The sequence below is a fragment of the Citrobacter sp. Marseille-Q3906 genome (assembly GCF_916618775.1).
GTDB lineage: Bacteria > Pseudomonadota > Gammaproteobacteria > Enterobacterales > Enterobacteriaceae > Citrobacter > Citrobacter murliniae.
Genome location: NZ_CAKAKA010000003.1, coordinates 565,528 through 589,629, shown reverse-complemented (window position 1 = coordinate 589,629; position 24,102 = coordinate 565,528). Strand labels below are relative to the sequence as shown.

Below are 24,102 nucleotides of genomic sequence, written 5' to 3'. Positions count from 1 at the left end.
CTTTCTCTATTTTTTTTGACGACACAAATGCGCCATCGTTAATACCCGATCTTCTGCGCATCCTCGCGACTAATGACAACCCTAACCCACGCTTATTGGGTAAAGCCTCTCATTAGCCGCGCGAACCTCTGCAACGGAAGATCATACTTAGCAACAATACATTAGTTTCCAGCGAATTGCTGCCATCTGCTGGAAAAAAGGGGCCATGAAGGCCCCCTCTTTCTGAAACTCGAAAGAATTAGCGACGCAGGCCCAGACGCTCGATCAGCGCGGTGTAGCGTGCAACATCTTTACGTTTCAGGTAGTCGAGCAGTTTACGACGCTGAGAAACCATGCGCAGCAGACCACGACGGCTGTGGTGATCTTTTTTGTGCTCTGCAAAGTGGCCCTGCAGGTGGTTAATCTGTGCAGTCAACAGAGCAACCTGAACATCGGTAGAACCGGTGTCGTTTGCATCACGACCAAACTCAGAAACGATTTTAGCTGTAGCTTCAGTACTTAGAGACATTTTAAAACTCCAAAGTGTTAAGAATGAAAGGACGCCGATCTCTAATTCAGCGATCCCAGTGTATACACTTCATCCTTCAAACTGACTCTGCGTTGGCTGCGTCCGCTCACCTCAGTCACTTACTTAAGTAAGCCCCTGAGGATTCTCAGACTTGCCGCCTTGATGCAGCTCGAATGATTTGTGTACACGCCGCGCAAACTGTTAAATAATTTGCGCGACGTTAAGCGGCAGTATTCTACTCGCAGCGCCCTTTTATCGCAAGACAGAGAGCGCTACGCAGGATACTCGACCACCAGTCGACGAGGGGCGACACGACCTTCATCGTCTATCTCCCCCATGCCGATAAATTTGCCTTCGTCACCTTCCGTCACGCGAACCAGTCCTTCCAGAGGCACGCCCGTCGTACGCACAGGATTACCATTTTTAAAGTAAACCGATGACGTTAAAGGAAGATTAACAACAGGATAGTCAGACGCCGGGCTGTCCATTGGCATCAGCAGCGGATCAAGCAACTGCGCAGGCGGAATGTTCTGCTGTTCGGCTTGTTCAACCAGACTGCGTAAATGCTCCAGCGTGACCATACGATCTACCGGATATTTGCTGACCGTCAGACGGCGCAGATACGTAACATGCGCGCCGCATCCCAGTTTTTCGCCCAGATCGTCAATAATAGTTCGAATGTAAGTTCCTTTGGAGCAATGCACTTCCAGCTCCAGATCGTTACCTTCATGACGAATAAATAGCAGCTCATAAACAGTAATCGGACGTGCTTCACGCGGTACTTCAATGCCTTGACGTGCATATTCGTACAGTTTTTTACCCTGATACTTCAGCGCCGAATACATCGAAGGTATTTGTTCGATATCGCCGCGAAAAGTGTCCAGCGCATTCGCAAGCTGTTCCGGGGTAAACGTCACCGGACGCTCCTGCACGATTTGCCCATCAGCATCGGAAGTGTCTGTGCGCTGTCCCAAACGGGCAACCACACGATAGCGTTTGTCAGAATCCAGCAGGTACTGCGAAAACTTTGTCGCTTCCCCGAGGCAGATAGGCAACATGCCTGTAGCCAGCGGATCCAGCGCACCAGTGTGACCGGCACGGTTGGCATTGTAGATGCGTTTTACTTTTTGCAGTACGTCATTGCTGGACATGCCCTGTGGCTTATCCAGCAATAGAACACCATGAATGTCGCGACCACGACGACGAGGACGACTCATCAGTCCTCCTTGCTGTCGTCCGCAGGATTCACACGACGTTCATCGTCATGTTTCACCACGCTGGTCACCAGGTTAGACATGCGCATCCCTTCGACCAGTGAGTTGTCGTAAAAGAAAGTCAGCTCAGGCACGATACGCAGGCGCATGGCTTTACCCAGCAGCGAGCGGATAAAACCGGAGGCTTCTTGCAACGCTTTGATTCCGGCTTTAACAGCCGCTTCATCTTTGTCGTTCAGGAAGGTGACAAATACTTTGGCATACGCCAGGTCACGGGACATTTCGACACCTGAAACAGTTGTCATCATACCCAGACGCGGATCTTTAATTTCGCGCTGCAGGATGATTGCGATCTCTTTTTGCATCTCCTGGGCCACGCGCTGCGGGCGACCAAATTCTTTCGCCATAATAAATTCTCCAGAATAAAGACAAAAAAGGGGCCATTAGCCCCTTTTTAAATTTCATTGCCGGGTGGCGCTTCGCTTACCCGGCCTACCGCAAATAAGCTTCTATGGATTGGGCTGTCACAACACATCAACAGCCCAAAAGACGACGAAGATTATGCGATGGTACGTTTGATTTCGATGATTTCGAATACTTCGATCATATCGCCGGTACGTACGTCGTTGTAGTTCTTAACGCCGATACCACATTCCATACCGTTACGGACTTCGTTGACATCATCTTTGAAGCGACGCAGGGATTCCAGCTCGCCTTCATAGATAACCACGTTGTCGCGCAGGACGCGGATTGGGTTGTGACGTTTAACCACACCTTCGGTAACCATACAGCCTGCGATAGCGCCGAATTTCGGTGATTTGAACACATCACGGACTTCAGCCAGACCGATGATCTGCTGCTTCAGTTCCGGAGACAGCATACCGCTCATCGCTGCTTTCACTTCGTCGATCAGGTGATAGATGACGGAGTAGTAACGCAGATCCAGACTTTCAGATTCAATCACTTTACGTGCAGAGGCATCAGCACGTACGTTGAAGCCAACCAGAATCGCGTTGGATGCAGCAGCCAGAGTTGCGTCGGTTTCGGTGATACCACCAACCCCAGAACCGATGATCTTCACTTTTACTTCGTCGGTAGACAGTTTCAGTAAAGAGTCGGAGATCGCTTCTACAGAACCCTGAACGTCTGCTTTCAGTACGATGTTCACTTCGTGAACTTCGCCTTCGGTCATGTTAGCGAACATGTTCTCGAGTTTAGATTTCTGCTGACGAGCCAGTTTAACTTCACGGAATTTGCCCTGACGATACAGTGCAACTTCACGCGCTTTCTTCTCGTCACGTACGACGGTAACTTCGTCACCGGCAGCCGGAACACCGGACAGACCCAGAATTTCCACCGGAATGGATGGACCTGCTTCCAGTACTTCCTGACCCAGTTCGTTACGCATTGCACGAACGCGGCCATACTCGAAACCACACAGAACGATATCGCCTTTGTTCAGCGTACCTTCACGAACCAGAACCGTTGCTACCGGACCACGACCTTTATCCAGGAAGGATTCGATAACCGCACCGCTCGCCATACCTTTACGAACAGCTTTCAGTTCCAGAACTTCGGCCTGCAGCAGGATTGCATCCAGCAGCTCGTCGATACCGGTACCCGCTTTCGCAGATACGTGTACGAACTGGCTTTCGCCGCCCCACTCTTCCGGCATGATACCGTACTGGGACAGTTCATTTTTAACGCGATCTGGATCCGCTTCTGGCTTATCGATTTTGTTGACCGCTACCACAACCGGCACCTGCGCCGCTTTCGCGTGCTGGATAGCTTCGATGGTCTGCGGCATCACGCCGTCGTCTGCAGCGACAACCAGTACAACGATATCCGTTGCCTGAGCACCACGAGCACGCATAGAAGTAAACGCGGCGTGACCCGGGGTATCCAGGAAGGTGATCATACCGTTGTCAGTTTCAACGTGGTACGCACCGATATGCTGAGTAATGCCGCCCGCTTCGCCTGAGGCCACTTTCGTTGAACGAATGTAGTCCAGCAGAGAGGTTTTACCGTGGTCAACGTGGCCCATGATAGTCACTACCGGTGCGCGAGCTTCAGCTGCAGCACCTGTATCACGGTCGCTCATTACCGCTTCTTCCAGCTCGTTTTCACGACGCAGGATAACTTTGTGGCCCATCTCTTCGGCAACCAGTTGCGCGGTTTCCTGGTCAATAACCTGGTTAATAGTGGCCATTGCGCCCAGCTTCATCATCGCTTTGATAACCTGAGAGCCTTTAACCGCCATCTTGTTCGCCAGATCGCCAACAGTGATGGTTTCGCCAATCACAACGTCACGGTTAACAGCCTGAGCCGGCTTCTGGAAGCCCTGCTGCAGAGAAGAACCTTTACGCTGTTTACCACCTTTACCGCCGCGAACTGCTGCACGAGCTTCTTCACGGTCAGCTTTAGATTCAGCGTGTTTGTTGCCTTTTTTCGCCGGACGCGCTGCTTTCGTGCTGCGAGTACGGCCACGGCCGCCTTCTACTTCACGATCGTTCTCGTCTTCTGCCTGGCGAGCATGCTGAGAAGTGGTGACGTGATAATCACTCTTATCTTCTTCCACTTTCTCTTGCTCTGCCCAAACACCGGCATTCTCTTCCGCCATACGACGGGCTTCTTCAGCCACACGACGCGCTTCTTCTTCAAGCTTACGGCGCGCTTCTTCTTCCGCTTTACGCTTCAGTTCAGCGGCTTCATTTTCACGGCGGGCTTTTTCGGCCTGGGCGGTTTTAGTCATATCGTCGGTCTGTTGATTGCTCACTTTGTCTTTTTCCGCAGCTTCACGTTTCGCTTTATCAGCGGCTTCACGTTTAGCTTGTTCTGCGGCCTCACGTTCGGCTTTTTGTTGCGCCTCGCGTTTGGCAGCTTCTTCTGCCTCACGACGGGCTTGCTCTTCCGCTTCACGCTGCGCCTGCTCTTCCGCGGCAAGGCGTTCAGCCTCTTGCGGATCGCGTTTCACAAAGGTGCGTGTCTTGCGGACTTCGATTTGTACCGATTTACTTTTTCCACCGGTACCAGGAATATTGAGAGTACTGCGCGTTTTACGCTGCAATGTTAACTTATCCGGCGCCGATCCATTTTCACGGTTCAGGTGCGCCAGTAAGGTTTGTTTCTCTTGTGCGGACACAGAATCATCAGCAGACTTCGGGATACCAGCATCAGCAAATTGCTGAACCAGGCGATCCACGGAGGTCTGAATCTCTGCAGCCAGCGTTTTTACGGTTACATCTGTCATACTGTTCCTTCCTGCTACAGTTTATTACGCTTCGTCGCCGAACCAGCAAATATTACGGGCAGCCATAATCAGCTCACCGGCTTTTTCGTCGGTCAACCCTTCGATATCAGCCAGATCATCAATGCCCTGTTCAGCGAGATCTTCCAGCGTACAAACACCACGGGCAGCCAGTTTGAATGCCATTTCGCGATCTAATCCTTCCAGATTCAGCAGATCGTCAGCCGGTTTGTTATCACCGAGGCTTTCTTCCTGGGCCAGTGCCAGAGTGGTCAGTGCGTTTTTAGCACGCTCGCGCAGCGCTTCAACGGTCTGCTCATCAAGGCCGTCAATTTCCAGCAGTTCTTTCATTGGCACATAGGCCAACTCTTCCAGCGTAGCAAAACCTTCTTCCACCAGAACCGTCGCGAAATCTTCATCGATATCGAGATACTTGGTGAAGGTATCAATGGCTGCATGCGCTTCAGCCTGATGCTTAGCCTGCAGGTCATCAACGGTCATGACGTTGAGTTCCCAACCGCTCAGTTGTGAAGCCAGGCGGACGTTCTGACCATTACGTCCAATCGCCTGAGCCAGGTTACCGGCTTCAACCGCGATATCCATGGTGTGTTTATCTTCATCCACCACGATAGAAGCGACGTCTGCTGGCGCCATTGCGTTGATCACGAACTGTGCCGGGTTATCATCCCACAGGACGATATCGATACGCTCGCCACCCAGTTCAGTAGAAACCGCCTGAACACGCGCACCGCGCATACCCACACAAGCACCAACCGGATCAATGCGCTTATCGTTGGTTTTCACCGCGATTTTCGCACGAGAACCCGGATCGCGAGCTGCCGCTTTAATTTCGATCACTTCTTCGCCAATTTCTGGCACTTCAATGCGGAACAGTTCAATCAGCATTTCCGGCTTGGAACGCGTAACAAACAGTTGCGCACCGCGCGCCTCCGGGCGAACAGAATACAGAACGCCACGAATACGGTCTCCCGGGCGGAAGTTTTCACGCGGCAGCATGTCTTCACGCAGGATCACAGCTTCAGCGTTACTGCCGAGGTCCAGAGAGATGTTGTCGCGGTTTACTTTCTTCACCACACCGGTGACGATTTCGCCTTCGTGTTCACGGAATTGATCAACAACCATCGCACGTTCAGCTTCACGTACTTTCTGCACGATAACCTGTTTCGCGGTCTGGGTAGTGATACGGTCAAAGGTTACAGATTCAATCTGATCTTCAACATATTCACCCACGTTCAGACTTTCGTCTTCGTAACGTGCAGCTTCCAGCGTAATTTCTTTGGTTGGCTGAGTGACTTCTTCCACAATTACCCAACGGCGGAAGGTATCGAAGTCACCGCTTTTACGATCGATCTCTACGCGAACGTCGATCTCTTGTTCATATTTTTTCTTTGTTGCTGTAGCCAGCGCACTTTCCAGCGCTTCAAAAATTTTCTCGCGTGGCAGCGCTTTTTCGTTGGATACGGCTTCAACAACAGCCAAAATTTCTTTGTTCATCGCGGGCTTTTCACCTCAATCCAGACTGTTAAAAGTGGGGAACCAGGTTCGCCTTCTGGATATTACTCAGCGCGAACACTTCATCTTTACCTTCGACTGTGACAGTGATCATTTCACCATCCACCGCTTTGATAACGCCCTGCCATTTACGACGGTTTTGCACCGCCATACGAAGAACCAGCGTGACTTCTTCACCCAGGAAACGCACGTAGTGTTCAGCCGTGAACATAGGACGGTCGAGACCCGGTGAGGAGACTTCCAGGTTATAAGCTACAGTGATCGGATCTTCGACATCCATCACAGCACTTACCTGGTGGCTCACATCAGCACAATCATCAACATTGATGCCATCTTCACTATCAATATAGATGCGCAGTGTGGATGTGCGACCGCGAATAAATTCGATGCCGACCAGCTCGTACCCCAAGGCTTCAACTGGCGCTTTAATCATCTCTGTTAATTTTTGCTCTAATGTGGACAAGCCCACCCCCAAGACATAAAAAAAGGGCCTAAAGCCCAGTTATTCTGTAGTCAGATAACAAAAAACCCCGATAAATCGGGGCTTTAGATAACTGAACCCTATAACCGCACCTGCGGTTCGGAGAACCTTCCGAAAGAATTTTTTTCAAATCCAGCTACGAAGGCTTAAGTCTTCACAGTATATTTGAAAAAGAACTCTAAGGGAAAGTGGTTGCGGGGGCCGGATTTGAACCGACGACCTTCGGGTTATGAGCCCGACGAGCTACCAGGCTGCTCCACCCCGCGCCTGAAACGTGGCAAATTTTACTCGTTTTGGGTAAAAAATGCAAATACTGCTGGGATTTGGTACCGAGGACGGGACGTAAAATCTGCGCACAGTATATTGATTCTTTATACGTTATGTCAACCTTGATACAACTATGCAAATGGATGAATGCTGACAGATGCATAATAAACAAAAAGCAGTAGCAATAAAATCGCCGTCTACGCCGTTATTTAACGAAATTATCACTAAACTCTTCCTGTCATCCTTAAAAGATGATTAAATGAAAACTCACTTATTTTGCATAAAAATGCAATAAACATAAAAAACCGACCTCTTCACCAGTCTATCAAGCAGGGTTTTATTTTATGACGACGATTCTCAAGCATCTCCCGGTAGGTCAACGTATTGGTATCGCTTTTTCTGGCGGCCTGGACACCAGTGCAGCACTGCTGTGGATGCGACAAAAAGGGGCTGTCCCATATGCATATACTGCGAATTTGGGCCAGCCGGATGAGGATGACTATGACGCCATTCCTCGCCGTGCAATGGAGTATGGTGCTGAGAATGCTCGCCTGGTAGATTGCCGTAAGCAGTTGGTTGCTGAGGGGATCGCCGCAATTCAGTGTGGTGCATTCCACAACACCACGGGTGGACTGACCTACTTCAACACCACTCCACTGGGTCGTGCCGTGACCGGTACTATGCTGGTAGCCGCCATGAAAGAAGATGGTGTGAATATCTGGGGCGACGGCAGCACCTATAAAGGAAACGACATTGAGCGTTTCTATCGTTACGGGTTGTTGACCAACGCGGAACTGCAGATCTACAAACCGTGGCTGGATACCGATTTCATCGACGAACTCGGCGGTCGCCATGAGATGTCCGAATTTATGATCGCCTGTGGTTTCGACTACAAAATGTCTGTCGAAAAAGCCTATTCCACTGACTCTAATATGCTCGGCGCGACCCACGAAGCGAAAGATCTGGAATTCCTGAACTCCAGCGTCAAAATCGTCAACCCAATTATGGGCGTCAAGTTCTGGGATGAAAGTGTGAAGATCCCGGCTGAAGAAGTGACTGTCCGTTTTGAGCAGGGGCATCCGGTTGCACTGAACGGCAAAACCTTCAGCGATGACGTAGAGATGATGCTGGAAGCCAACCGCATCGGTGGCCGTCACGGTTTGGGCATGAGCGATCAAATTGAAAACCGTATTATCGAGGCAAAAAGCCGTGGCATCTATGAAGCCCCGGGAATGGCGCTTCTGCATATCGCTTACGAGCGTCTGCTGACTGGTATTCATAACGAAGATACCATTGAACAATACCACGCTCACGGTCGCCAGCTTGGCCGTCTGCTGTATCAGGGCCGCTGGTTCGACTCTCAGGCGCTGATGCTTCGTGATGGTTTACAACGTTGGGTAGCAAGCCAGATCACCGGCGAAGTGACGCTGGAGCTGCGTCGCGGTAACGATTATTCGATTCTCAATACTGTATCCGACAATCTGACCTACAAACCAGAACGTCTGACCATGGAAAAAGGTGATTCAGTGTTCTCACCGGACGATCGTATTGGACAACTGACCATGCGTAACCTGGACATCACCGATACCCGCGAGAAACTGTTCGGCTACGCCCAGTCTGGTTTGCTGACTGCATCTTCCACAACTGGCCTGCCACAGGTAGAGAATCTGGAAAACAAAGCGAAGTAATCGCGTTACAAAAATGACAAAAGCCGCGCAAGCGGCTTTTTTATGCGCTGAATTTAAAGTGAGTATCATGCAGGCTGGATAAAGACTTCACCGCCCTTCTTTAGAGAGGAAACCTGTGTTTACACAAACTTCAAATGCAAAAATGGACGCTAATTAGCGTCCATTTTCTTTGGAATTTGGTACCGAGGACGGGACTTGAACCCGTAAGCCCTATTGGGCACTACCACCTCAAGGTAGCGTGTCTACCAATTCCACCACCTCGGCACTGAAATCTTAGCGTGGGATATCGCTGGTCGGCTGAGCCGGAGCAGCTGGCTGAGTTTGCTCGGTTTTCGCCGGTGCACTCAGATTTTCCCACTCACTTCCTTTATTGGTCTTATTGCTGTTCATGTTACCCAGCACCAGACTGATGATGAAGAACAAGGTTCCCAATACAGCTGTCATTCGGGTCATGAAGTTACCAGAACCACTTGAACCAAACAGTGTACCAGAAGCGCCTGCGCCAAAAGAGGCTCCCATATCAGCGCCTTTACCTTGCTGCAGCATGATCAAGCCAACCAGGCCAATTGCCACAATAAGGAAAACTACTAAAAGAGCTTCGTGCATAATCAACCTGTTCCTTGCGGAGTTGCCGCGTACCAATGCTTCGACCAATAAAGCGGGACCGTTATACTGTTTCCCACTGAAGCGGGTGTGAATACTAACCAAAGCGAATAACCTTCGCAAGGGCAATTTGTTTACATTGTATCAACTGCGGAAAAAATCGCCATATCAATCAAAAACGCAGCAACTTATCCCAGCATCTCTGCATAACTGACCGCTGATCCTCAAGATTAGCCCAGACAACAACCGGGATTTCACTTATCAGCTCTGAATTCTCTGGCCAACAGTGGATAATATCCTGATTCACCAACTCCTCAGCCACCATCGATTCCGGTAACCATGCCATCCCCATATGGCGCAGCACCATTTCTCGTATCGTTTCGCTTAAACCACTCTCAAACACCTTTTTCAACCGTGGTCGCACACACTGTTCTAACGGGTCAATAATACGCCTGACAAAGGTGTAGTCGCTGTAGCATAGCCAAGGGATCTGTACGCCTGGATCATCAAGACTGTCCGCCAGCTGTGCAGAAATTACCGGGATAAAACGCTCATACCGCCACAAGGCTCGTTTTAACCCTCCGGCAATCTCCAGCCCCGGCTGCGACGAGGGCAAATCATAGGTTACCAGTAGATCAATTTGGCGGTTTATCAAAGCATTAAAGTGGTTATCAATCCCCTGAATGCAGGCATTTACCGTAAAATTTAATTGTGGTTCGCTTTGTCGCAGATAGTTGATCATGTCAGGCAGGATATTCACCGACAACGTATGCAAACTGACCATTACCAGCGTGTTATCTGTTGCTGGCATCATTGCGGACAGCTCATGGCGCGCTTCCGTCAATGTACTCAGAACATGCCGGGCATAAGGTTCAAAACGCTCGCCATAGGAGGTCAACGTAACGGGAGTCGTGGTGCGATCGAACAGCGGGACACCCAGCACCTCCTCCAGCGCCTTAATACGCCGGCTTAGTGCTGGTTGAGTGATATGCCGCTGTGTAGCGGCCTGGGAGTAATTCCCATGCTGACTTAAAGCCAGAAAATCTTCTAACCACTTACAATCCACGTCAAACTCTCCGTCATGCCATAACAGTATCCACCGATAACAAATCGGAAATAGTCACAGTTATAGTAATGGCTTTAATGTGGACATCATAACAACAATATTCTGTTTCACCTGCCGAGTCTCCTTCCCCTTGACGTTTGACAGGACTGATATGTTTACTTTACTGACCAATGCCCGTGTATTTTCCCCTGAAGATTTAGGCCTCTGCTCCCTGCTCATACATGCCGATCGTATTGTGGCAGTAGAAAAAGATATTTCACTCTTTGATGGCGTCAAAGACGTCATCGATTGCCGGGGTAAGTGGGTTATCCCAGGTATTATCGATCAGCACGTCCATCTTACCGGCGGTGGTGGTGAAGCAGGGTTTGCCAGCCGAACACCTGCCGTCAAATTGCGCGATCTGATTCTGGCCGGTATTACAACGGTCGTCGGTGTGCTTGGCACCGATGCTATCTCTCGTTCCCCCAAAGATCTCTACGCAAAAATGCAGTCTCTTAACCTGGAGGGACTACGTGCGTTTATGCATACCGGAGCCTATGCGGTACCCAGCCCGACGATTACGCAATCCATTCGCGATGATATGGCATTTATCCCGGCAATTCTCGGTGTGAAAATCGCTCTTGCCGATCACCGTGGCTCATATCCCTCTTTCCAGGAGTTGTTGAGAATAGTCAGCGATATCCGGGTCGCCTCACTGCTGGCAGGTAAAAAAGGGTTACTGCATGTCCACCTCGGCAACCTGCCGGAAGGAATGTCGCAACTTGTGGAGCTTTGTGATGCAGGGATCCCGATCCACCATATTTCGCCAACCCATGTTGCAAGAACAGAGGCGTTGTTCGAACAGGCTACCAATTTCGCGCGTCGCGGTGGCCATATTGACGTGACGTCTGGCGGTAGTCGATTTATGCCTCAGGAAGAAGCTATTCTCCACGCACTGGAAGCTCAGGTTCCAGCCGATCGCATTACCATTAGCTCTGACGGCAACGGCAGTGTGCCACGCTTTAACGCTCAAGGAATTGTTGAAGGATTAAGTGCAGCCCCGGTAGCCGGTAACCTCAATTTGCTTCCTCGCCTGATCGATGTCGGTATTCCAGTATCTCAGGCGGTCGCGATGATGACGGCGAACGTCGCACGATCGTTGGGGATTTCCGGCGGCATGCTTTGCGCTGGAGAACGGGCCGATATTTGCGTACTCAATAACGATCTCTCACTGGCGCATCTGTTTGCCGCTGGCAAGCCGTTACTGCGTGATGGTGAATGCCTGGTTAACGGCAATTTTGAGTGAGGATGTGAAAATGTCATTATTGCTGGCGCTAGTCGCCATTATTTTTTCCGGACGCCTGATCCTGAAAAAGTATCACCCACAATCGGTGCTACTGTTGACCGGGATTGTGCTGCTGCTCATCGCACATTTTAGCGGGCTGACCACGCTCAGTAGTCTGGTGAAAAAAAGCACCGGGTTTGGCCCCTTTGATGCCTTTGAGTTTATACGCGATACCCTGAGCGTTCGCCTCGGCGGTCTCGGACTGCAAATTATGCTGATTGGCGGCTTTGCCACCTATATGTCGGCAATTGGTGCAAGCCAGGTACTGGTTCGTGTCACTTCCCGGCCTTTACAGCGTCTGAACTCCCCTTATCTGCTGCTTGGGCTTGCATTATTGCTGGGGCAATTCCTGTCGCTGTTTATCAGCAGCGCCACGGGCCTGGGATTACTACTGATGGCAACGCTTTACCCATTACTGACTCGTCTGGGTTGTAGCCGTGCCGCGGTAGCAGCCGTGATCGCCAGTACTTGCGCGGTTGAGTTTGGGCCCGGTTCAGGCAACTCTGTGCTGGCGGCTAAAACTGCGGGTATCGAGGTCGTGAACTATTTTGTCCAGGACCAGCTTCCCATCGTCGTACCCGTTATTCTCTTCATCGCCCTGCTCCATATCGTTGTTCAGCGTTTTTTCGATCGCCGGGAAAGTGGGGACCATGTGACTCAGCAGATGCAAACATTAACATCAACCGAAGAAACCAACGCACCGATAGCATGGTTGTTCCTGCCAATGCTACCGCTGGTATTGATGTTGTTATGTAGCGACCTGCTGTTCAGTTCACTAAAAATCACCCTGGATACAGCCGTACTGATAAGCCTGGCCATTACGTTGATTTGCGAGTATTGCCGCCACCGAAAAGCGCGTGATGTAATGGCAGGCGTGCAAAAAGTTTTCGACAGCATGGGCAGCGTTTTTGCCACCGTCGTCACGCTGATTATCGCTGGTGAAGTTTTTTCTGCCGGGCTGAAAGCAATTGGCGCAGTCGATGCGCTCCTGTCACTCTCCGGTGAATTTGGTCTCAGTGCCGCTTCGATTATCTTGCTGATGACACTGATCACCTTCGCAATTTCGGCACTAATGGGTTCCGGAAACGCGGCGTTTTTCTCTTTCGCACCGATGGTGCCTGATATCAGTCGCCATATTGGTAGCGACATTGCGGTGATGATGCTGCCTATTCAGATATCGGCGGGCATTGGTCGAACGTTATCGCCGATTGCCGGCGTTATCATTGCCATTGCGGGGATCGCTGGCGTATCACCGGTGGATATTGTTAAACGAACCGCAATTCCGATGCTGGGAGGATGGTTGTTAATGATTGTGCTGACATTTGCACGTTCAGGGCATTTGCTGGCGGTTCTGCCGTGGTTGGCTGCTCTTGTACTCATGATGGCCGGCGGCTATTTCTGGCAACATCGACGTAAGCAATCACTTTCAGCACAGTAAAAAAAAGCCGGAGTCCTGTCCTGGACTCCGGCGCTGATTCTTTACAAGCGTTAAACCGCTTTCACAGCATCCGCAATACGGTGAGCGAACTCTGTTACCTGCGCTTCATCTTCACCTTCCACCATCACTCGTATTAATGGCTCAGTGCCTGATTTACGCAGCAGCACACGCCCACGGCTGCCCAATGCTGCTTCAACATCTGCCATCACCGCTTTCACGTTTTCATTTTCCAGCGGATCGCCGCTGCCAGCAGTAAAGCGAACATTAACCAGCAACTGCGGGAACATTTTCATTCCACTGCACAGGTCGTGCAGACTCATATGGTTACGAACCATCGCTGCCAGCACCTGCAGACCCGCCACAATACCGTCACCAGTGGTAGTTTTATCCAGCAGGATCACGTGACCCGAGTTTTCAGCCCCGATGCGCCAGCCTTTTTCCTGCATTTTTTCCAGCACATAGCGGTCACCCACTTTTGCACGGGCAAACGGGATCCCCAGCTGTTTCAGTGCCAGTTCCAGCCCCATGTTACTCATCAGCGTACCGACAGCACCGCCACGCAATTGCCCCTGGCGCAAAGCCTCACGGGCAATGATATACATGATTTGATCGCCATCGACCTTGTTACCTTCATGGTCAACCATGATCACGCGATCACCATCACCGTCCAGCGCAATACCCAGATCGGCTTTTTCAGCTATCACGCGAGCCTGCAGCGCACGGACATCGGTAGCACCAACTTCTTCATTGATATTAACGCCATTCGGCTCACAGCCAATCGCAATCACGTTAGCACCGAGTTCACGCAGTACATTTGGGGCAATGTGATACGTTGCACCGTTAGCGCAATCCACCACGATTTTTAACTCATTCAGACTCAGTTCATTCGGGAATGTGCCTTTGCAGAACTCAATATAACGACCGGCAGCATCGACGATACGAGTCGCTTTACCCAGTTCAGCCGAGTCCACACAGGTAATCGCTTTTTCCATCTCGGCTTCAATTGCCTCTTCAACCGCATCTGGCAGTTTGGTCCCATCGGTGGAGAAGAATTTAATCCCGTTATCATAAAATGGGTTGTGCGAGGCAGAAATAACGATTCCGGCTTCAGCGCGGAAAGCGCGAGTCAGATAAGCGACGGCAGGCGTTGGCATGGGGCCGGTGAAAGAGGCAGACAGACCAGCAGCAGCCAGGCCCGCTTCCAGCGCAGACTCCAGCATATAGCCGGAAATACGCGTATCTTTACCGATAATGATTTTGCGAGAACCATGACGTGCCAGCACTTTTCCTGCCGCCCAACCCAGTTTGAGCACGAAGTCAGGGGTGATTGGAGCATCACCTACGCGGCCGCGGATCCCATCAGTGCCAAAATATTTACGATTACTCATAGCGTTTGTTTTCCTTTGCAGACAATGTGGCTTCCACCACACGCATCGCTTCTACGGTTTCTTTGACGTCATGGACACGAATAATCTGCGCCCCCTGCATTGCGGCAATCACCGCGCATGCGAGGCTACCACTCAGACGCTCAGATGGACCCACATTGAGCAACTGGCCAACCATTGATTTTCGTGACATTCCTACCAGCAGCGGCAGATTAAAATGATGAAACTCTGCCAGGCGTGCCAGTAATGTGTAGTTGTGAGCAAGATTTTTACCGAATCCGAATCCAGGGTCGAGCAGCAATTTATCTTTTGTGATTCCGGCCCTTTCACAACGCGCTATTTGCTCAATAAAGTAACGATTTACCTCAACAAAGACATCTTCATACTTTGGCGCTTCCTGCATAGTTTTCGGCTGTCCCTGCATATGCATCAGGCAAACCGGCAATCCGGTTTCCGCCGCCGCTTCCAGCGCCCCCGGTTCAGAAAGCGAGCGAATGTCATTAATGATATGTGCGCCAACTCTGGCACATTCGCGAATGACTTCCGGTTTTGAAGTATCTACTGAAATCCACACTTCAAAACGTTGAGCAATGGCCTCAACGACCGGGATCACACGCTCCAGCTCTTCTTCCACGCTCACGTCTGCGGCCCCTGGACGAGTGGACTCGCCCCCCACATCAATGATAGTCGCCCCTGCGTTAATCATCAGATTTGCGTGTTTCACTGCTTCAACCAGCGTATTGTGCGCCCCGCCATCGGAAAAGGAGTCTGGCGTAACGTTTAAAATTCCCATTACGTGGGGATGACTGAGATCCAGTGAAGAACCCTGAGCAAAGAGTTTCATAGTTTTATCCCTGGTAAAATCTTGAGTAAGCAGATAAGAAAAACCCCGGAGCAAGCCCCAGGGTTTTCAATTAAAACATGGTCATCAACAGCGATAACTTATTTGTCGCCTAACTGCTCTGACATGTTGCCCGCATTCGGCGTACGCGGCTCTTCAGTCGGACGCGGCGCACTCGGGGTGCCATTGTTGCCAGAGTTGTTAGAAGTACCAGACTCTTCCCAGCCAGCTGGCGGGCGCACATCACGACGAGCCATCAGGTCATCAATCTGTGGTGCATCGATAGTCTCATATTTCATGAGCGCATCTTTCATCGAGTGCAGAATATCCAGGTTATCGTTCAGAAGACGACGAGCGCGGTCATAGTTACGTTCAATCAGCAATTTAACTTCCTGATCGATGATGCGCGCAGTTTCATCGGACATATGTTTTGCTTTCGCAACAGAACGTCCCAGGAACACTTCGCCTTCTTCTTCCGCATACAGCAACGGACCCAGTTTTTCAGAGAAGCCCCACTGCGTCACCATGTTACGCGCCAGGTTAGTCGCGACTTTAATGTCGTTCGACGCACCGGTAGAAACATGTTCTGCACCGTAGATGATCTCTTCAGCCAGACGACCGCCGTACAGCGTAGAGATCTGGCTTTCCAGTTTCTGACGGCTGGCGCTGATTGCGTCGCCTTCAGGCAGGAAGAAGGTAACACCCAGCGCACGACCGCGCGGAATAATCGTCACTTTATGCACCGGATCGTGTTCCGGTACCAGGCGACCGATAATCGCGTGGCCCGCTTCGTGATACGCGGTGGATTCTTTCTGCGCTTCCGTCATCACCATGGAGCGACGTTCCGCACCCATCATGATTTTGTCTTTCGCTTTCTCGAATTCAACCATCGACACAACGCGCTTGTTGCCACGGGCAGCAAACAGTGCCGCTTCGTTCACCAGGTTCGCCAGGTCTGCACCGGAGAAGCCAGGAGTACCACGGGCAATGATTGCCGCATCGATGTCCGGAGACAGCGGTACGCGACGCATATGCACTTTCAGGATCTGTTCACGACCACGAACATCCGGCAGACCAACAACAACCTGACGGTCAAAACGGCCTGGACGCAACAGCGCAGGGTCAAGAACGTCCGGACGGTTAGTTGCCGCGATAACGATGATACCTTCGTTACCTTCGAAACCATCCATCTCAACCAGCATCTGGTTCAGCGTTTGCTCACGTTCATCATGACCACCACCCAGACCAGCGCCACGCTGGCGACCTACGGCGTCGATTTCATCGATGAAGATGATGCACGGTGCAGCTTTCTTGGCCTGTTCGAACATGTCACGCACACGAGATGCACCGACACCCACGAACATTTCCACGAAATCAGAACCGGAAATAGTGAAGAATGGAACCTTTGCTTCACCCGCGATAGCTTTCGCCAACAGGGTTTTACCCGTACCCGGAGGACCGACCATCAGGACGCCTTTCGGGATTTTACCGCCCAACTTCTGGAAACGGCTAGGTTCGCGCAGGTATTCAACCAGTTCAGCCACCTCTTCTTTCGCTTCGTCACAACCTGCAACGTCAGCAAAAGTGGTTTTGATCTGATCTTCCGTCAGCATGCGCGCTTTACTCTTACCGAACGACATGGCGCCTTTGCCACCACCGCCCTGCATCTGACGCATAAAGAAGATCCAGACACCAATCAGCAGCAGCATTGGGAACCAGGAAATGAAGATAGAAGCCAGCAGGCTCGGCTCTTCAGGCGGCTCGCCAACAACCTTGACGTTTTTGGTCAGCAGGTTATCAAGCAGCTTCGGATCGTTAACCGGGATGTAGGTCGTGTAACGGTTACTATCTTTCTTGGTAACGTTAATCTCACGTCCGTTGATACGCGCTTCACGAACCTGGTCCTGATTGACCTCTTGCAGGAAGGTAGAGTAATCAACCTTACGGCCATTAGACTCGCTGGGCCCAAAGCTCTGGAATACTGACATCAGCACAACGGCAATGACCAGCCAGAGTATTAGGTTTTTCGCCATGTCACTCAAGGGATTAACCTCATATTACAACTGTGTTAAAAACAGCGTCAGGATACTCTATATCCAGCGTCTTTCAAACTTCCGTTTGAAATCTACCGGTTATGGTTTACGCCCGGTCGCTACAATGTACACTTCACGCGAACGGGCGCGAGAAGAGTCCGGCTTACGAACTTTGACCTTCGTAAACAGGGAGCGAATCTCTCTTAGATACTCATCGAAACCTTCGCCCTGGAACACCTTCACTACAAAACTACCACCTGGCGCTAATACATCACGAGCCATTCCAAGCGCCAGCTCTACCAGATACATGGCCCGGGGAATATCCACCGCCGGTGTTCCACACATATTTGGCGCCATATCAGACATGACAACTTGTACTTTACTGTCACCTACGCGCTCAAGTAACGCTTTCAGGACTAATTCATCACGAAAGTCGCCCTGAAGGAAGTCCACACCAACGATTGGATCCATAGGTAAAAGATCACAAGCGATAATGCGGCCGCTGTTTCCGATCTGCGTAACCGCATATTGCGACCAGCCACCGGGTGCAGCGCCGAGGTCAACAATCGTCATCCCCGGCTTAAAAATCTTGTCACTCTGCTGTATTTCATCAAGTTTAAACCAGGCACGGGAACGTAACCCCTTTTTCTGTGCCTGTTGAACATATTTATCGCTAAAGTGTTCCTGAAGCCAGCGGCTTGAGCTGGCAGAACGCTTTTTACCTGTCATTTCACTTTCCCATCGGGCAGTTCATCGTAACCAATGGTGTAAATTTCTACACAGCTATTTGGCGATATAAGGGAGATGGCGGTAGAATGACCCGTTTTCAATCCCAACGTAAGCAAAAATATACGATGAATCTGAGTACTAAACAAAAACAGCACCTGAAAGGTCTGGCACATCCGCTCAAGCCTGTAGTTATGCTTGGCAATAATGGTTTGACCGAAGGGGTACTGGCCGAGATTGAACAAGCGTTAGAGCACCATGAACTTATCAAGGTGAAAATCGCCTCGGAAGATCGCGATACTAAAACCTTGATCGTGGAAGCTATCGTACGCGAAACCGGCGCCTGTAATGTACAGGTCATCGGCAAAACGCTGGTACTGTATCGCCCGACTAAAGAACGTAAAATCTCGCTGCCACGCTAAGAATATCCCAAAATTGAACACGAAGTTTGTGTAAAACGCGGGAGTTTCTGCTAGCAGGAGAGCAAAATGCCACGCTCTCTTCGTTGATAAAAGGCCGCTATGCGGCCTTTTTCCTTTCTTTACAATACATCAACATCTTGAGTATTGGGTAATTCTTACAGGTATTCTACCTTAATCACTTCATATTCCACTTCACCGCCCGGCGTTTTGATAACCACCACATCATCCTGCTCTTTACCGACCAGGCCACGCGCGATAGGGGAATTCACAGAAATCAGGTTCTGTTTAAAATCAGCTTCATCATCGCCCACGATGCGCCAGGTCTGCTCTTCGTCGTTATCGAGATTCAGCACTGTTACCGTTGCACCGAAAACGACACGGCCATTGTTTGGCATTTTAGTGACATCGATAACCTGCGCGTTGGACAGCTTAGCTTCGATATCTTTAATGCGCCCTTCGCAGAATCCCTGCTGTTCACGGGCCGCGTGATACTCCGCGTTCTCTTTAAGATCACCGTGCTCACGAGCATCGGCGATAGCGGCGATAATTTCAGGGCGGCGCACAGATTTCAGAAAATCCAGCTCTTCGCGCAGTTTTTCAGCACCACGTAAGGTCATCGGGATAGCTTGCATTTGTTATACCTCTTGAACATTCCTGTAGGGGGCGCTTGTCTTCACCCCGGCTGCTAAGCCCACCCTGGCATACGCCATGCCAGAGTCAGAAGCAAAAAAATACCGACCCGGGGCACAAAGCTCCAGGTCAGCTACGATTTTCTATTTGATGATCATTTTACCCTGGAGTTCCCTATGGGTCATCGTTTACTTTTTGGGGCGTTGCGCCGTAGTATGACGGCCTGTTTCCAGGTTGTTAGCGCGAGATTATGCGATTTTCCAGATTTACCATTGGATTGACTGCCACTATAGCGGCGTTCAGCGTTCAGGCTGCGAATGTTGACGAGTACATCAACCAGCTTCCTGCTGGGGCCAACCTCGCCCTTATGGTACAGAAGGTCGGGGCCCCTGCACCCGCAATTGATTACCATAGCCAGCAGATGGCGCTACCCGCCAGTACCCAAAAAGTTATCACCGCCCTCGCGGCATTGATTCAGCTTGGGCCTGACTTTCGTTTTACCACGACGCTTGAGACAAAAGGCAGTGTGGAAGGCGGGATATTGAAGGGTGACTTAGTAGCGCGATTTGGTGCCGATCCGACGCTAAAACGCCAGGATATTCGCAATATGGTGGCGACCCTGAAAAAAGCAGGCGTGACGCAAATTGACGGAAATGTCCTTATTGATACGTCCATTTTTGCCAGCCATGATAAAGCGCCAGGCTGGCCCTGGAACGACATGACGCAGTGTTTCAGCGCCCCGCCTGCAGCAGCAATTGTCGATCGTAACTGTTTCTCTGTTTCGCTTTACAGCGCACAAAAACCAAACGACCTCGCCTTTATTCGCGTAGCATCTTACTACCCGGTCACCATGTTCAGTCAGGTACGCACGCTGGCACGTGGTTCTGCGGAAGCCCAATATTGTGAACTGGATGTGGTTCCTGGCGATCTGAACCGCTTCACGCTGACTGGTTGTCTGCCTCAGCGCGCCGAACCTCTGCCTCTCGCGTTTGCCATTCAGGATGGTGCCAGCTATGCCGGAGCCATTATCAAAGATGAGCTGAAACAAGCAGGTATAACCTACAGCGGCACACTGCTGCGCCAGACGCTGGTCAACGAGCCTGGCACTGTTGTTGCCAGCAAACAGTCAGCACCTTTGCACGATCTGCTTAAGATTATGCTGAAAAAATCGGACAACATGATTGCCGACACCGTTTTTCGTATGATTGGCCACGCACGATTTAATGTGCCGGGAACCTGGCGTGCAGGCTCCGATGCCGTACGCCAGATCCTGCGCCAGCAAGCAGGTGTTGATATTGGCAACACCATCATTGCTGATGGTTCAGGACTGTCGCGTCATAACCTGATTGCGCCCGCCACCATGATGCAGGTGCTGCAATATATTGCGCAGCATGATAATGAGCTGAACTTTATCACGATGCTGCCGCTGGCAGGCCATGATGGCTCTCTGCAATACCGTGCTGGTCTGCATCAGGCAGGCGTCGATGGCAAAGTCTCTGCGAAGACAGGCTCTTTACAAGGGGTTTATAACCTCGCCGGGTTCATTACCACGGCAAGTGGGCAACGGATGGCGTTTGTGCAATACCTGTCTGGCTATGCGGTTGAGCCGGCTGACCAGCGCAACCGCCGTATTCCTTTGGTACGCTTCGAGAGTCGGCTGTATAAAGACATTTATCAGAACAACTAAGAACATTTCTTGCCGGATAGCGGCTCACGCCCTATCCAGCCTACGGAAAAAAAACGGGCCGCATAAGCGGCCCGTTAGCTATTCATCGGATGACAAAATTAACGCTTGTAGATGAACTCAACGCCCTCTTCGTCGTCTTCGTCCCAGTCGTCATCCCAGTCATCTTCCGCTTCGTCTTCGACTTCAGCGAGCTGCTGACGGTGATAATCGTCCCACATGAACTCCACTTTCTCCGGCTGTTTCGCTTCTTCAGCCTGAACAATCGGGTTCTCAATGATGAAGGTCATCACATCCCAGCAAAGATCTTTCACACCCAACTGACTGGCGGCAGAGATCAGATAATATTTACCTTCCCAGCCCAGCGCTTGCGCGATCGCTTTCGCTTTTTCTTCCGCTTCAGTCTTGTCCATCAAATCAATTTTGTTAAACACTAACCAACGCGGCTTAGAAGCCAGATCCTGACTGTATTTTTCCAGTTCACCGATAATGATACGGGCGTTTTCTACCGGATCTGAACCGTCAATTGGATCGATATCGATGAGGTGCAGCAGCACGCGACAACGTTCAAGATGTTTCAGGAAGCGGATCCCCAAACCTGCGCCTTCAGCAGCCCCTTCAATCAAACCCGGAATGTCGGCAACCACAAAGCTCTTTTCGTTGTCCATACGCACAACACCCAGGCTAGGAACCAGGGTGGTGAACGGATAATCCGCGACTTTCGGCTTCGCTGCAGATACCGCACGAATAAACGTCGATTTACCGGCGTTTGGCATGCCCAGCATACCCACATCCGCTAACAGCATCAGCTCCAGCATTAGATCGCGCTTATCTCCCGGTGTACCCATCGTTTTCTGACGTGGAGTACGGTTAACCGAGGATTTAAAACGGGTGTTACCCAGGCCGTGCCAGCCGCCTTTCGCGACCATCAGACGTTGCCCGTGTTTGGTCATGTCACCCATGGTTTCGCCCGTACCCTGATCGATAACGCGCGTACCTACAGGGACTTTGATGGTGACGTCTTTACCACGCTTACCGGTGCAATCACGGCTCGCGCCATTCTGACCACGTTCCGCACGGAACGATTTTTCAAAGCGATAATCGATCAGCGTGTTCAGGTTTTCGTCGGCTTCCAGCCATACGTCACCACCATCACCGCCATCGCCGCCATCCGGGCCGCCTTTCGGGATATACTTTTCGCGGCGGAAGCTGACGCAACCATTACCGCCATCACCTGCAACGACCAGGATCGATGCTTCATCAACAAACTTCATTTTACTCTCCGTAAATCATTCGCCTGAGCGGGGTTGCGAAACCACCGTTTCATGCTTACGTAAACCGCCCCAAATACGATGACCAATGGCGGAATACATCGCGCCCGCAACCACGATAAACGCACCGAGATAACCTAAAAGGTTTAGCATCGGTCTGGCGAAGAAATCGGGCCAGGCCAGTGATAATAAATCTGAAAATAACAGCGTAAACAGCGGCGTGAGCGTAATAATGGCGCTCACCTGCGCCGCCTGCCAGCGTGCCATAGCTTCCGCGAGGGCACCGTATCCTACCAGCGTATTCAGGCCGCAGAACACCAGACAGGCAAGCTGCCAGTCGCTAAGCTGCGCTATTACACCGGGTTTAGCCAAGGGCAATAGCGCTATCGTACATAAAGTGTACAGTAAAAACAGGATCTGCGGTGAAGCCAGGCGACGCAATAACACCTTTTGCGCAACCCCATAGCTCACCCAAACCATCGCCGCGCCGACACCAAAAATCACACCCCAGGTGTAATCGGTCAGCTTGGTGAAAATTTCGATCAGACTGGTATTAAAAAACAACACCAGCCCGCTCAGAAGCATAATGGCGCCAATAACCTGCGTACCACGCATCTTTTCTTTCAGAATAAAGACGCTGGCGATCATCATGCCAACCGGTGACAATTGACCGATAACCTGCGAAGCCGTTGGGCTCAAATATTGCAAAGAAGAACTAAACAGAATGAAGTTACCGAACAGTCCACCCGTGGCAATAGCCAGTAGTACCAGCCAACGCGCTTTACGAAAAATACGCAAAGGTGGGAGCTTTTTTTTAACCGCAAGAATAGCTCCAAGGCCAATGCTTGCCATTAAAAAACGGTAGAACACCACGGTAGGAGGCTCCATCACCTCCAGCACTTGCTTCATCGCTATTGGTAAAGCACCCCAACAGACTGCGGTCGTGAGTGCCAAAAGAATACCAATACCTGCCTGCTGCTTCATGCCGTATTCCCTGCAAGGGCTCGTTCCGGATTGCGACGGTACAACGAGCATATTTACCGGTCGTCGAATGTAAAAAGCCCCGCAACGTGTTGCGGGGCTTTTATCCGTTACCGGGACGCGAAAAACTTATTCAGCAACAATGCTGATGAATTTACGGTTTTTCGGGCCTTTCACTTCAAATTTCACTTTACCGTCTGCTTTAGCAAACAGAGTGTGGTCTTTGCCGCAACCAACGTTAGAGCCAGCGTGGAATTTAGTACCACGTTGACGAACGATGATGCTACCAGCCAAAACTGTTTCGCCGCCGAAGCGTTTTACGCCCAGACGTTTAGCTTCTGAATCGCGACCGTTACGAGTCGAGCCGCCAGCCTTTTTATGTGCCATTTAACCTGCTCCCCTTAACTTAAGCGCTGATGCCAGTGATTTTCACATCAGTGAACCACTGACGATGGCCCTGCTGCTTACGATAGTGTTTACGACGACGAAACTTAACAATCTTAACTTTCTCGCCACGACCGTGAGCAACAACTTCAGCTTTGATAACGCCGCCATCAACGAAAGGAACGCCGATTTTGACTTCTTCACCGTTTGCGATCATCAGAACTTCTGCGAATTCAACAGATTCGCCAGTTGCGATGTCCAGCTTTTCCAGGCGAACGGTCTGACCTTCGCTTACTCGGTGTTGTTTACCACCACTTTGGAAAACCGCGTACATAAAAAACTCCGCTTCCACGCACACCTTTTTGATGATTCAGAG

At 50.8% G+C, this 24,102-nt stretch carries 22 protein-coding genes and 2 tRNA genes; 5 read left to right on the top strand and 19 right to left on the bottom strand.

Annotated elements, in window-relative coordinates; all coding sequences use genetic code 11:
- Positions 1 to 238 precede the first annotated feature (238 nt).
- The 7 genes from rpsO to LG384_RS20185 all read right to left on the bottom strand — a co-directional run bounded on the left by rpsO (position 239) and on the right by LG384_RS20185 (position 7,249).
- On the bottom strand, positions 239 to 508 hold the full coding sequence (gene rpsO, locus LG384_RS20215) for a 30S ribosomal protein S15 (protein ID WP_000059465.1): 270 nt from the start codon (positions 506 to 508) through the stop codon (positions 239 to 241).
- Positions 509 to 780: 272 nt separating this feature from the next.
- Positions 781 to 1,725 carry a tRNA pseudouridine(55) synthase TruB gene (truB, locus tag LG384_RS20210; protein ID WP_045448017.1) on the bottom strand — a complete coding sequence of 315 codons (945 nt, stop codon included), beginning with the start codon at positions 1,723 to 1,725 and terminating at the stop codon, positions 781 to 783.
- A complete protein-coding gene (gene rbfA / locus LG384_RS20205) occupies positions 1,725 to 2,129 on the bottom strand; it encodes a 30S ribosome-binding factor RbfA (RefSeq protein WP_013364561.1) in 405 nt (134 codons plus the stop codon). The genes truB and rbfA overlap by 1 nt, the downstream gene beginning before the upstream one ends.
- A gap of 152 nt (positions 2,130 to 2,281) precedes the next feature.
- Positions 2,282 to 4,972: a translation initiation factor IF-2 gene (infB, locus tag LG384_RS20200; protein ID WP_045448023.1), complete on the bottom strand. Its 2,691-nt coding sequence runs from the start codon at positions 4,970 to 4,972 to the stop codon at positions 2,282 to 2,284.
- Positions 4,973 to 4,996: 24 nt separating this feature from the next.
- Positions 4,997 to 6,484 (bottom strand): transcription termination factor NusA, encoded by a 1,488-nt coding sequence (nusA, locus tag LG384_RS20195; protein WP_045448026.1) that lies wholly within the window; start codon positions 6,482 to 6,484, stop codon positions 4,997 to 4,999.
- Between the two features lie 28 nt (positions 6,485 to 6,512).
- Positions 6,513 to 6,965 carry a ribosome maturation factor RimP gene (rimP, locus tag LG384_RS20190; protein WP_045449801.1) on the bottom strand — a complete coding sequence of 151 codons (453 nt, stop codon included), beginning with the start codon at positions 6,963 to 6,965 and terminating at the stop codon, positions 6,513 to 6,515.
- A 207-nt stretch (positions 6,966 to 7,172) separates the two neighbouring features.
- Positions 7,173 to 7,249 (bottom strand) — tRNA-Met (locus LG384_RS20185).
- A gap of 345 nt (positions 7,250 to 7,594) precedes the next feature.
- On the opposite strand from LG384_RS20185, the gene argG reads away from it, so the two are divergent.
- Complete coding sequence (argG, locus tag LG384_RS20180) at positions 7,595 to 8,938, top strand: argininosuccinate synthase (RefSeq protein WP_003024998.1); 1,344 nt, start codon at positions 7,595 to 7,597, stop codon at positions 8,936 to 8,938.
- 177 nt (positions 8,939 to 9,115) lie between these two features.
- Here argG and LG384_RS20175 read toward each other — a convergent pair.
- The 3 genes from LG384_RS20175 to LG384_RS20165 form a co-directional block, all read right to left on the bottom strand.
- Positions 9,116 to 9,202: transfer RNA gene (locus LG384_RS20175), tRNA-Leu, on the bottom strand.
- 9 nt (positions 9,203 to 9,211) lie between these two features.
- On the bottom strand, positions 9,212 to 9,544 hold the full coding sequence (secG, locus tag LG384_RS20170; RefSeq protein ID WP_003025000.1) for a preprotein translocase subunit SecG: 333 nt from the start codon (positions 9,542 to 9,544) through the stop codon (positions 9,212 to 9,214).
- A 169-nt stretch (positions 9,545 to 9,713) separates the two neighbouring features.
- The gene (locus LG384_RS20165) at positions 9,714 to 10,607 is read right to left on the bottom strand and encodes a LysR family transcriptional regulator (RefSeq protein WP_045448029.1); all 894 of its coding nucleotides are present in this window, start codon (positions 10,605 to 10,607) and stop codon (positions 9,714 to 9,716) included.
- 151 nt (positions 10,608 to 10,758) lie between these two features.
- Between LG384_RS20165 and iadA the strand changes: the two genes are divergently transcribed.
- Entirely contained in the window at positions 10,759 to 11,892 is a 1,134-nt protein-coding gene (gene iadA, locus LG384_RS20160; RefSeq protein WP_048220489.1) for a beta-aspartyl-peptidase, read from the top strand.
- 10 nt (positions 11,893 to 11,902) lie between these two features.
- The gene (gene dcuC / locus LG384_RS20155) at positions 11,903 to 13,369 is read left to right on the top strand and encodes a C4-dicarboxylate transporter DcuC (RefSeq protein ID WP_225761416.1); all 1,467 of its coding nucleotides are present in this window, start codon (positions 11,903 to 11,905) and stop codon (positions 13,367 to 13,369) included.
- Positions 13,370 to 13,419: 50 nt separating this feature from the next.
- Here dcuC and glmM read toward each other — a convergent pair whose 3' ends face one another.
- The 4 genes from glmM to rlmE form a co-directional block, all read right to left on the bottom strand.
- Entirely contained in the window at positions 13,420 to 14,757 is a 1,338-nt protein-coding gene (gene glmM / locus LG384_RS20150) for a phosphoglucosamine mutase (RefSeq protein ID WP_048220486.1), read from the bottom strand.
- The gene (gene folP / locus LG384_RS20145; RefSeq protein ID WP_045448041.1) at positions 14,750 to 15,598 is read right to left on the bottom strand and encodes a dihydropteroate synthase; all 849 of its coding nucleotides are present in this window, start codon (positions 15,596 to 15,598) and stop codon (positions 14,750 to 14,752) included. The genes glmM and folP overlap by 8 nt, the downstream gene beginning before the upstream one ends.
- A gap of 98 nt (positions 15,599 to 15,696) precedes the next feature.
- Positions 15,697 to 17,628 carry an ATP-dependent zinc metalloprotease FtsH gene (gene ftsH / locus LG384_RS20140; protein WP_045448044.1) on the bottom strand — a complete coding sequence of 644 codons (1,932 nt, stop codon included), beginning with the start codon at positions 17,626 to 17,628 and terminating at the stop codon, positions 15,697 to 15,699.
- Positions 17,629 to 17,727: 99 nt separating this feature from the next.
- Positions 17,728 to 18,357, bottom strand: coding sequence for a 23S rRNA (uridine(2552)-2'-O)-methyltransferase RlmE (rlmE, locus tag LG384_RS20135; protein WP_004106110.1), 630 nt, complete (start codon positions 18,355 to 18,357; stop codon positions 17,728 to 17,730).
- A gap of 125 nt (positions 18,358 to 18,482) precedes the next feature.
- On the opposite strand from rlmE, the gene yhbY reads away from it, so the two are divergent.
- Complete coding sequence (gene yhbY, locus LG384_RS20130; protein WP_003025016.1) at positions 18,483 to 18,776, top strand: ribosome assembly RNA-binding protein YhbY; 294 nt, start codon at positions 18,483 to 18,485, stop codon at positions 18,774 to 18,776.
- 155 nt (positions 18,777 to 18,931) lie between these two features.
- Here the strand turns inward: yhbY and greA are convergent, their stop codons facing one another.
- Complete coding sequence (gene greA, locus LG384_RS20125; protein ID WP_045448047.1) at positions 18,932 to 19,408, bottom strand: transcription elongation factor GreA; 477 nt, start codon at positions 19,406 to 19,408, stop codon at positions 18,932 to 18,934.
- A gap of 248 nt (positions 19,409 to 19,656) precedes the next feature.
- Between greA and dacB the strand changes: the two genes are divergently transcribed.
- Positions 19,657 to 21,093: a serine-type D-Ala-D-Ala carboxypeptidase gene (dacB, locus tag LG384_RS20120; protein WP_225761415.1), complete on the top strand. Its 1,437-nt coding sequence runs from the start codon at positions 19,657 to 19,659 to the stop codon at positions 21,091 to 21,093.
- 98 nt (positions 21,094 to 21,191) lie between these two features.
- Here dacB and cgtA read toward each other — a convergent pair whose 3' ends face one another.
- From cgtA to rplU, 4 genes are all read right to left on the bottom strand, one after another.
- Entirely contained in the window at positions 21,192 to 22,364 is a 1,173-nt protein-coding gene (cgtA, locus tag LG384_RS20115) for an Obg family GTPase CgtA (protein ID WP_045448051.1), read from the bottom strand.
- Positions 22,365 to 22,379: 15 nt separating this feature from the next.
- On the bottom strand, positions 22,380 to 23,345 hold the full coding sequence (locus LG384_RS20110; protein ID WP_045448053.1) for a DMT family transporter: 966 nt from the start codon (positions 23,343 to 23,345) through the stop codon (positions 22,380 to 22,382).
- 126 nt (positions 23,346 to 23,471) lie between these two features.
- Complete coding sequence (gene rpmA / locus LG384_RS20105; protein WP_003025030.1) at positions 23,472 to 23,729, bottom strand: 50S ribosomal protein L27; 258 nt, start codon at positions 23,727 to 23,729, stop codon at positions 23,472 to 23,474.
- Between the two features lie 19 nt (positions 23,730 to 23,748).
- Entirely contained in the window at positions 23,749 to 24,060 is a 312-nt protein-coding gene (gene rplU / locus LG384_RS20100; RefSeq protein ID WP_003025032.1) for a 50S ribosomal protein L21, read from the bottom strand.
- Positions 24,061 to 24,102 lie beyond the last annotated feature (42 nt).

What these genes read in the sequence shown, in the direction of transcription:
- rpsO (WP_000059465.1), bottom strand. Translation starts at nt 508, where the DNA reads ATGTCTCTAAGTACTGAAGCTACAGCTAAAATCGTTTCTGAGTTTGGT.
- truB (WP_045448017.1), bottom strand. Translation starts at nt 1,725, where the DNA reads ATGAGTCGTCCTCGTCGTCGTGGTCGCGACATTCATGGTGTTCTATTG.
- rbfA (WP_013364561.1), bottom strand. Translation starts at nt 2,129, where the DNA reads ATGGCGAAAGAATTTGGTCGCCCGCAGCGCGTGGCCCAGGAGATGCAA.
- infB (WP_045448023.1), bottom strand. Translation starts at nt 4,972, where the DNA reads ATGACAGATGTAACCGTAAAAACGCTGGCTGCAGAGATTCAGACCTCC.
- nusA (WP_045448026.1), bottom strand. Translation starts at nt 6,484, where the DNA reads ATGAACAAAGAAATTTTGGCTGTTGTTGAAGCCGTATCCAACGAAAAA.
- argG (WP_003024998.1), top strand. Translation starts at nt 7,595, where the DNA reads ATGACGACGATTCTCAAGCATCTCCCGGTAGGTCAACGTATTGGTATC.
- secG (WP_003025000.1), bottom strand. Translation starts at nt 9,544, where the DNA reads ATGCACGAAGCTCTTTTAGTAGTTTTCCTTATTGTGGCAATTGGCCTG.
- iadA (WP_048220489.1), top strand. Translation starts at nt 10,759, where the DNA reads ATGTTTACTTTACTGACCAATGCCCGTGTATTTTCCCCTGAAGATTTA.
- dcuC (WP_225761416.1), top strand. Translation starts at nt 11,903, where the DNA reads ATGTCATTATTGCTGGCGCTAGTCGCCATTATTTTTTCCGGACGCCTG.
- glmM (WP_048220486.1), bottom strand. Translation starts at nt 14,757, where the DNA reads ATGAGTAATCGTAAATATTTTGGCACTGATGGGATCCGCGGCCGCGTA.
- folP (WP_045448041.1), bottom strand. Translation starts at nt 15,598, where the DNA reads ATGAAACTCTTTGCTCAGGGTTCTTCACTGGATCTCAGTCATCCCCAC.
- ftsH (WP_045448044.1), bottom strand. Translation starts at nt 17,628, where the DNA reads ATGGCGAAAAACCTAATACTCTGGCTGGTCATTGCCGTTGTGCTGATG.
- rlmE (WP_004106110.1), bottom strand. Translation starts at nt 18,357, where the DNA reads ATGACAGGTAAAAAGCGTTCTGCCAGCTCAAGCCGCTGGCTTCAGGAA.
- yhbY (WP_003025016.1), top strand. Translation starts at nt 18,483, where the DNA reads ATGAATCTGAGTACTAAACAAAAACAGCACCTGAAAGGTCTGGCACAT.
- greA (WP_045448047.1), bottom strand. Translation starts at nt 19,408, where the DNA reads ATGCAAGCTATCCCGATGACCTTACGTGGTGCTGAAAAACTGCGCGAA.
- dacB (WP_225761415.1), top strand. Translation starts at nt 19,657, where the DNA reads ATGCGATTTTCCAGATTTACCATTGGATTGACTGCCACTATAGCGGCG.
- cgtA (WP_045448051.1), bottom strand. Translation starts at nt 22,364, where the DNA reads ATGAAGTTTGTTGATGAAGCATCGATCCTGGTCGTTGCAGGTGATGGC.
- LG384_RS20110 (WP_045448053.1), bottom strand. Translation starts at nt 23,345, where the DNA reads ATGAAGCAGCAGGCAGGTATTGGTATTCTTTTGGCACTCACGACCGCA.
- rpmA (WP_003025030.1), bottom strand. Translation starts at nt 23,729, where the DNA reads ATGGCACATAAAAAGGCTGGCGGCTCGACTCGTAACGGTCGCGATTCA.
- rplU (WP_003025032.1), bottom strand. Translation starts at nt 24,060, where the DNA reads ATGTACGCGGTTTTCCAAAGTGGTGGTAAACAACACCGAGTAAGCGAA.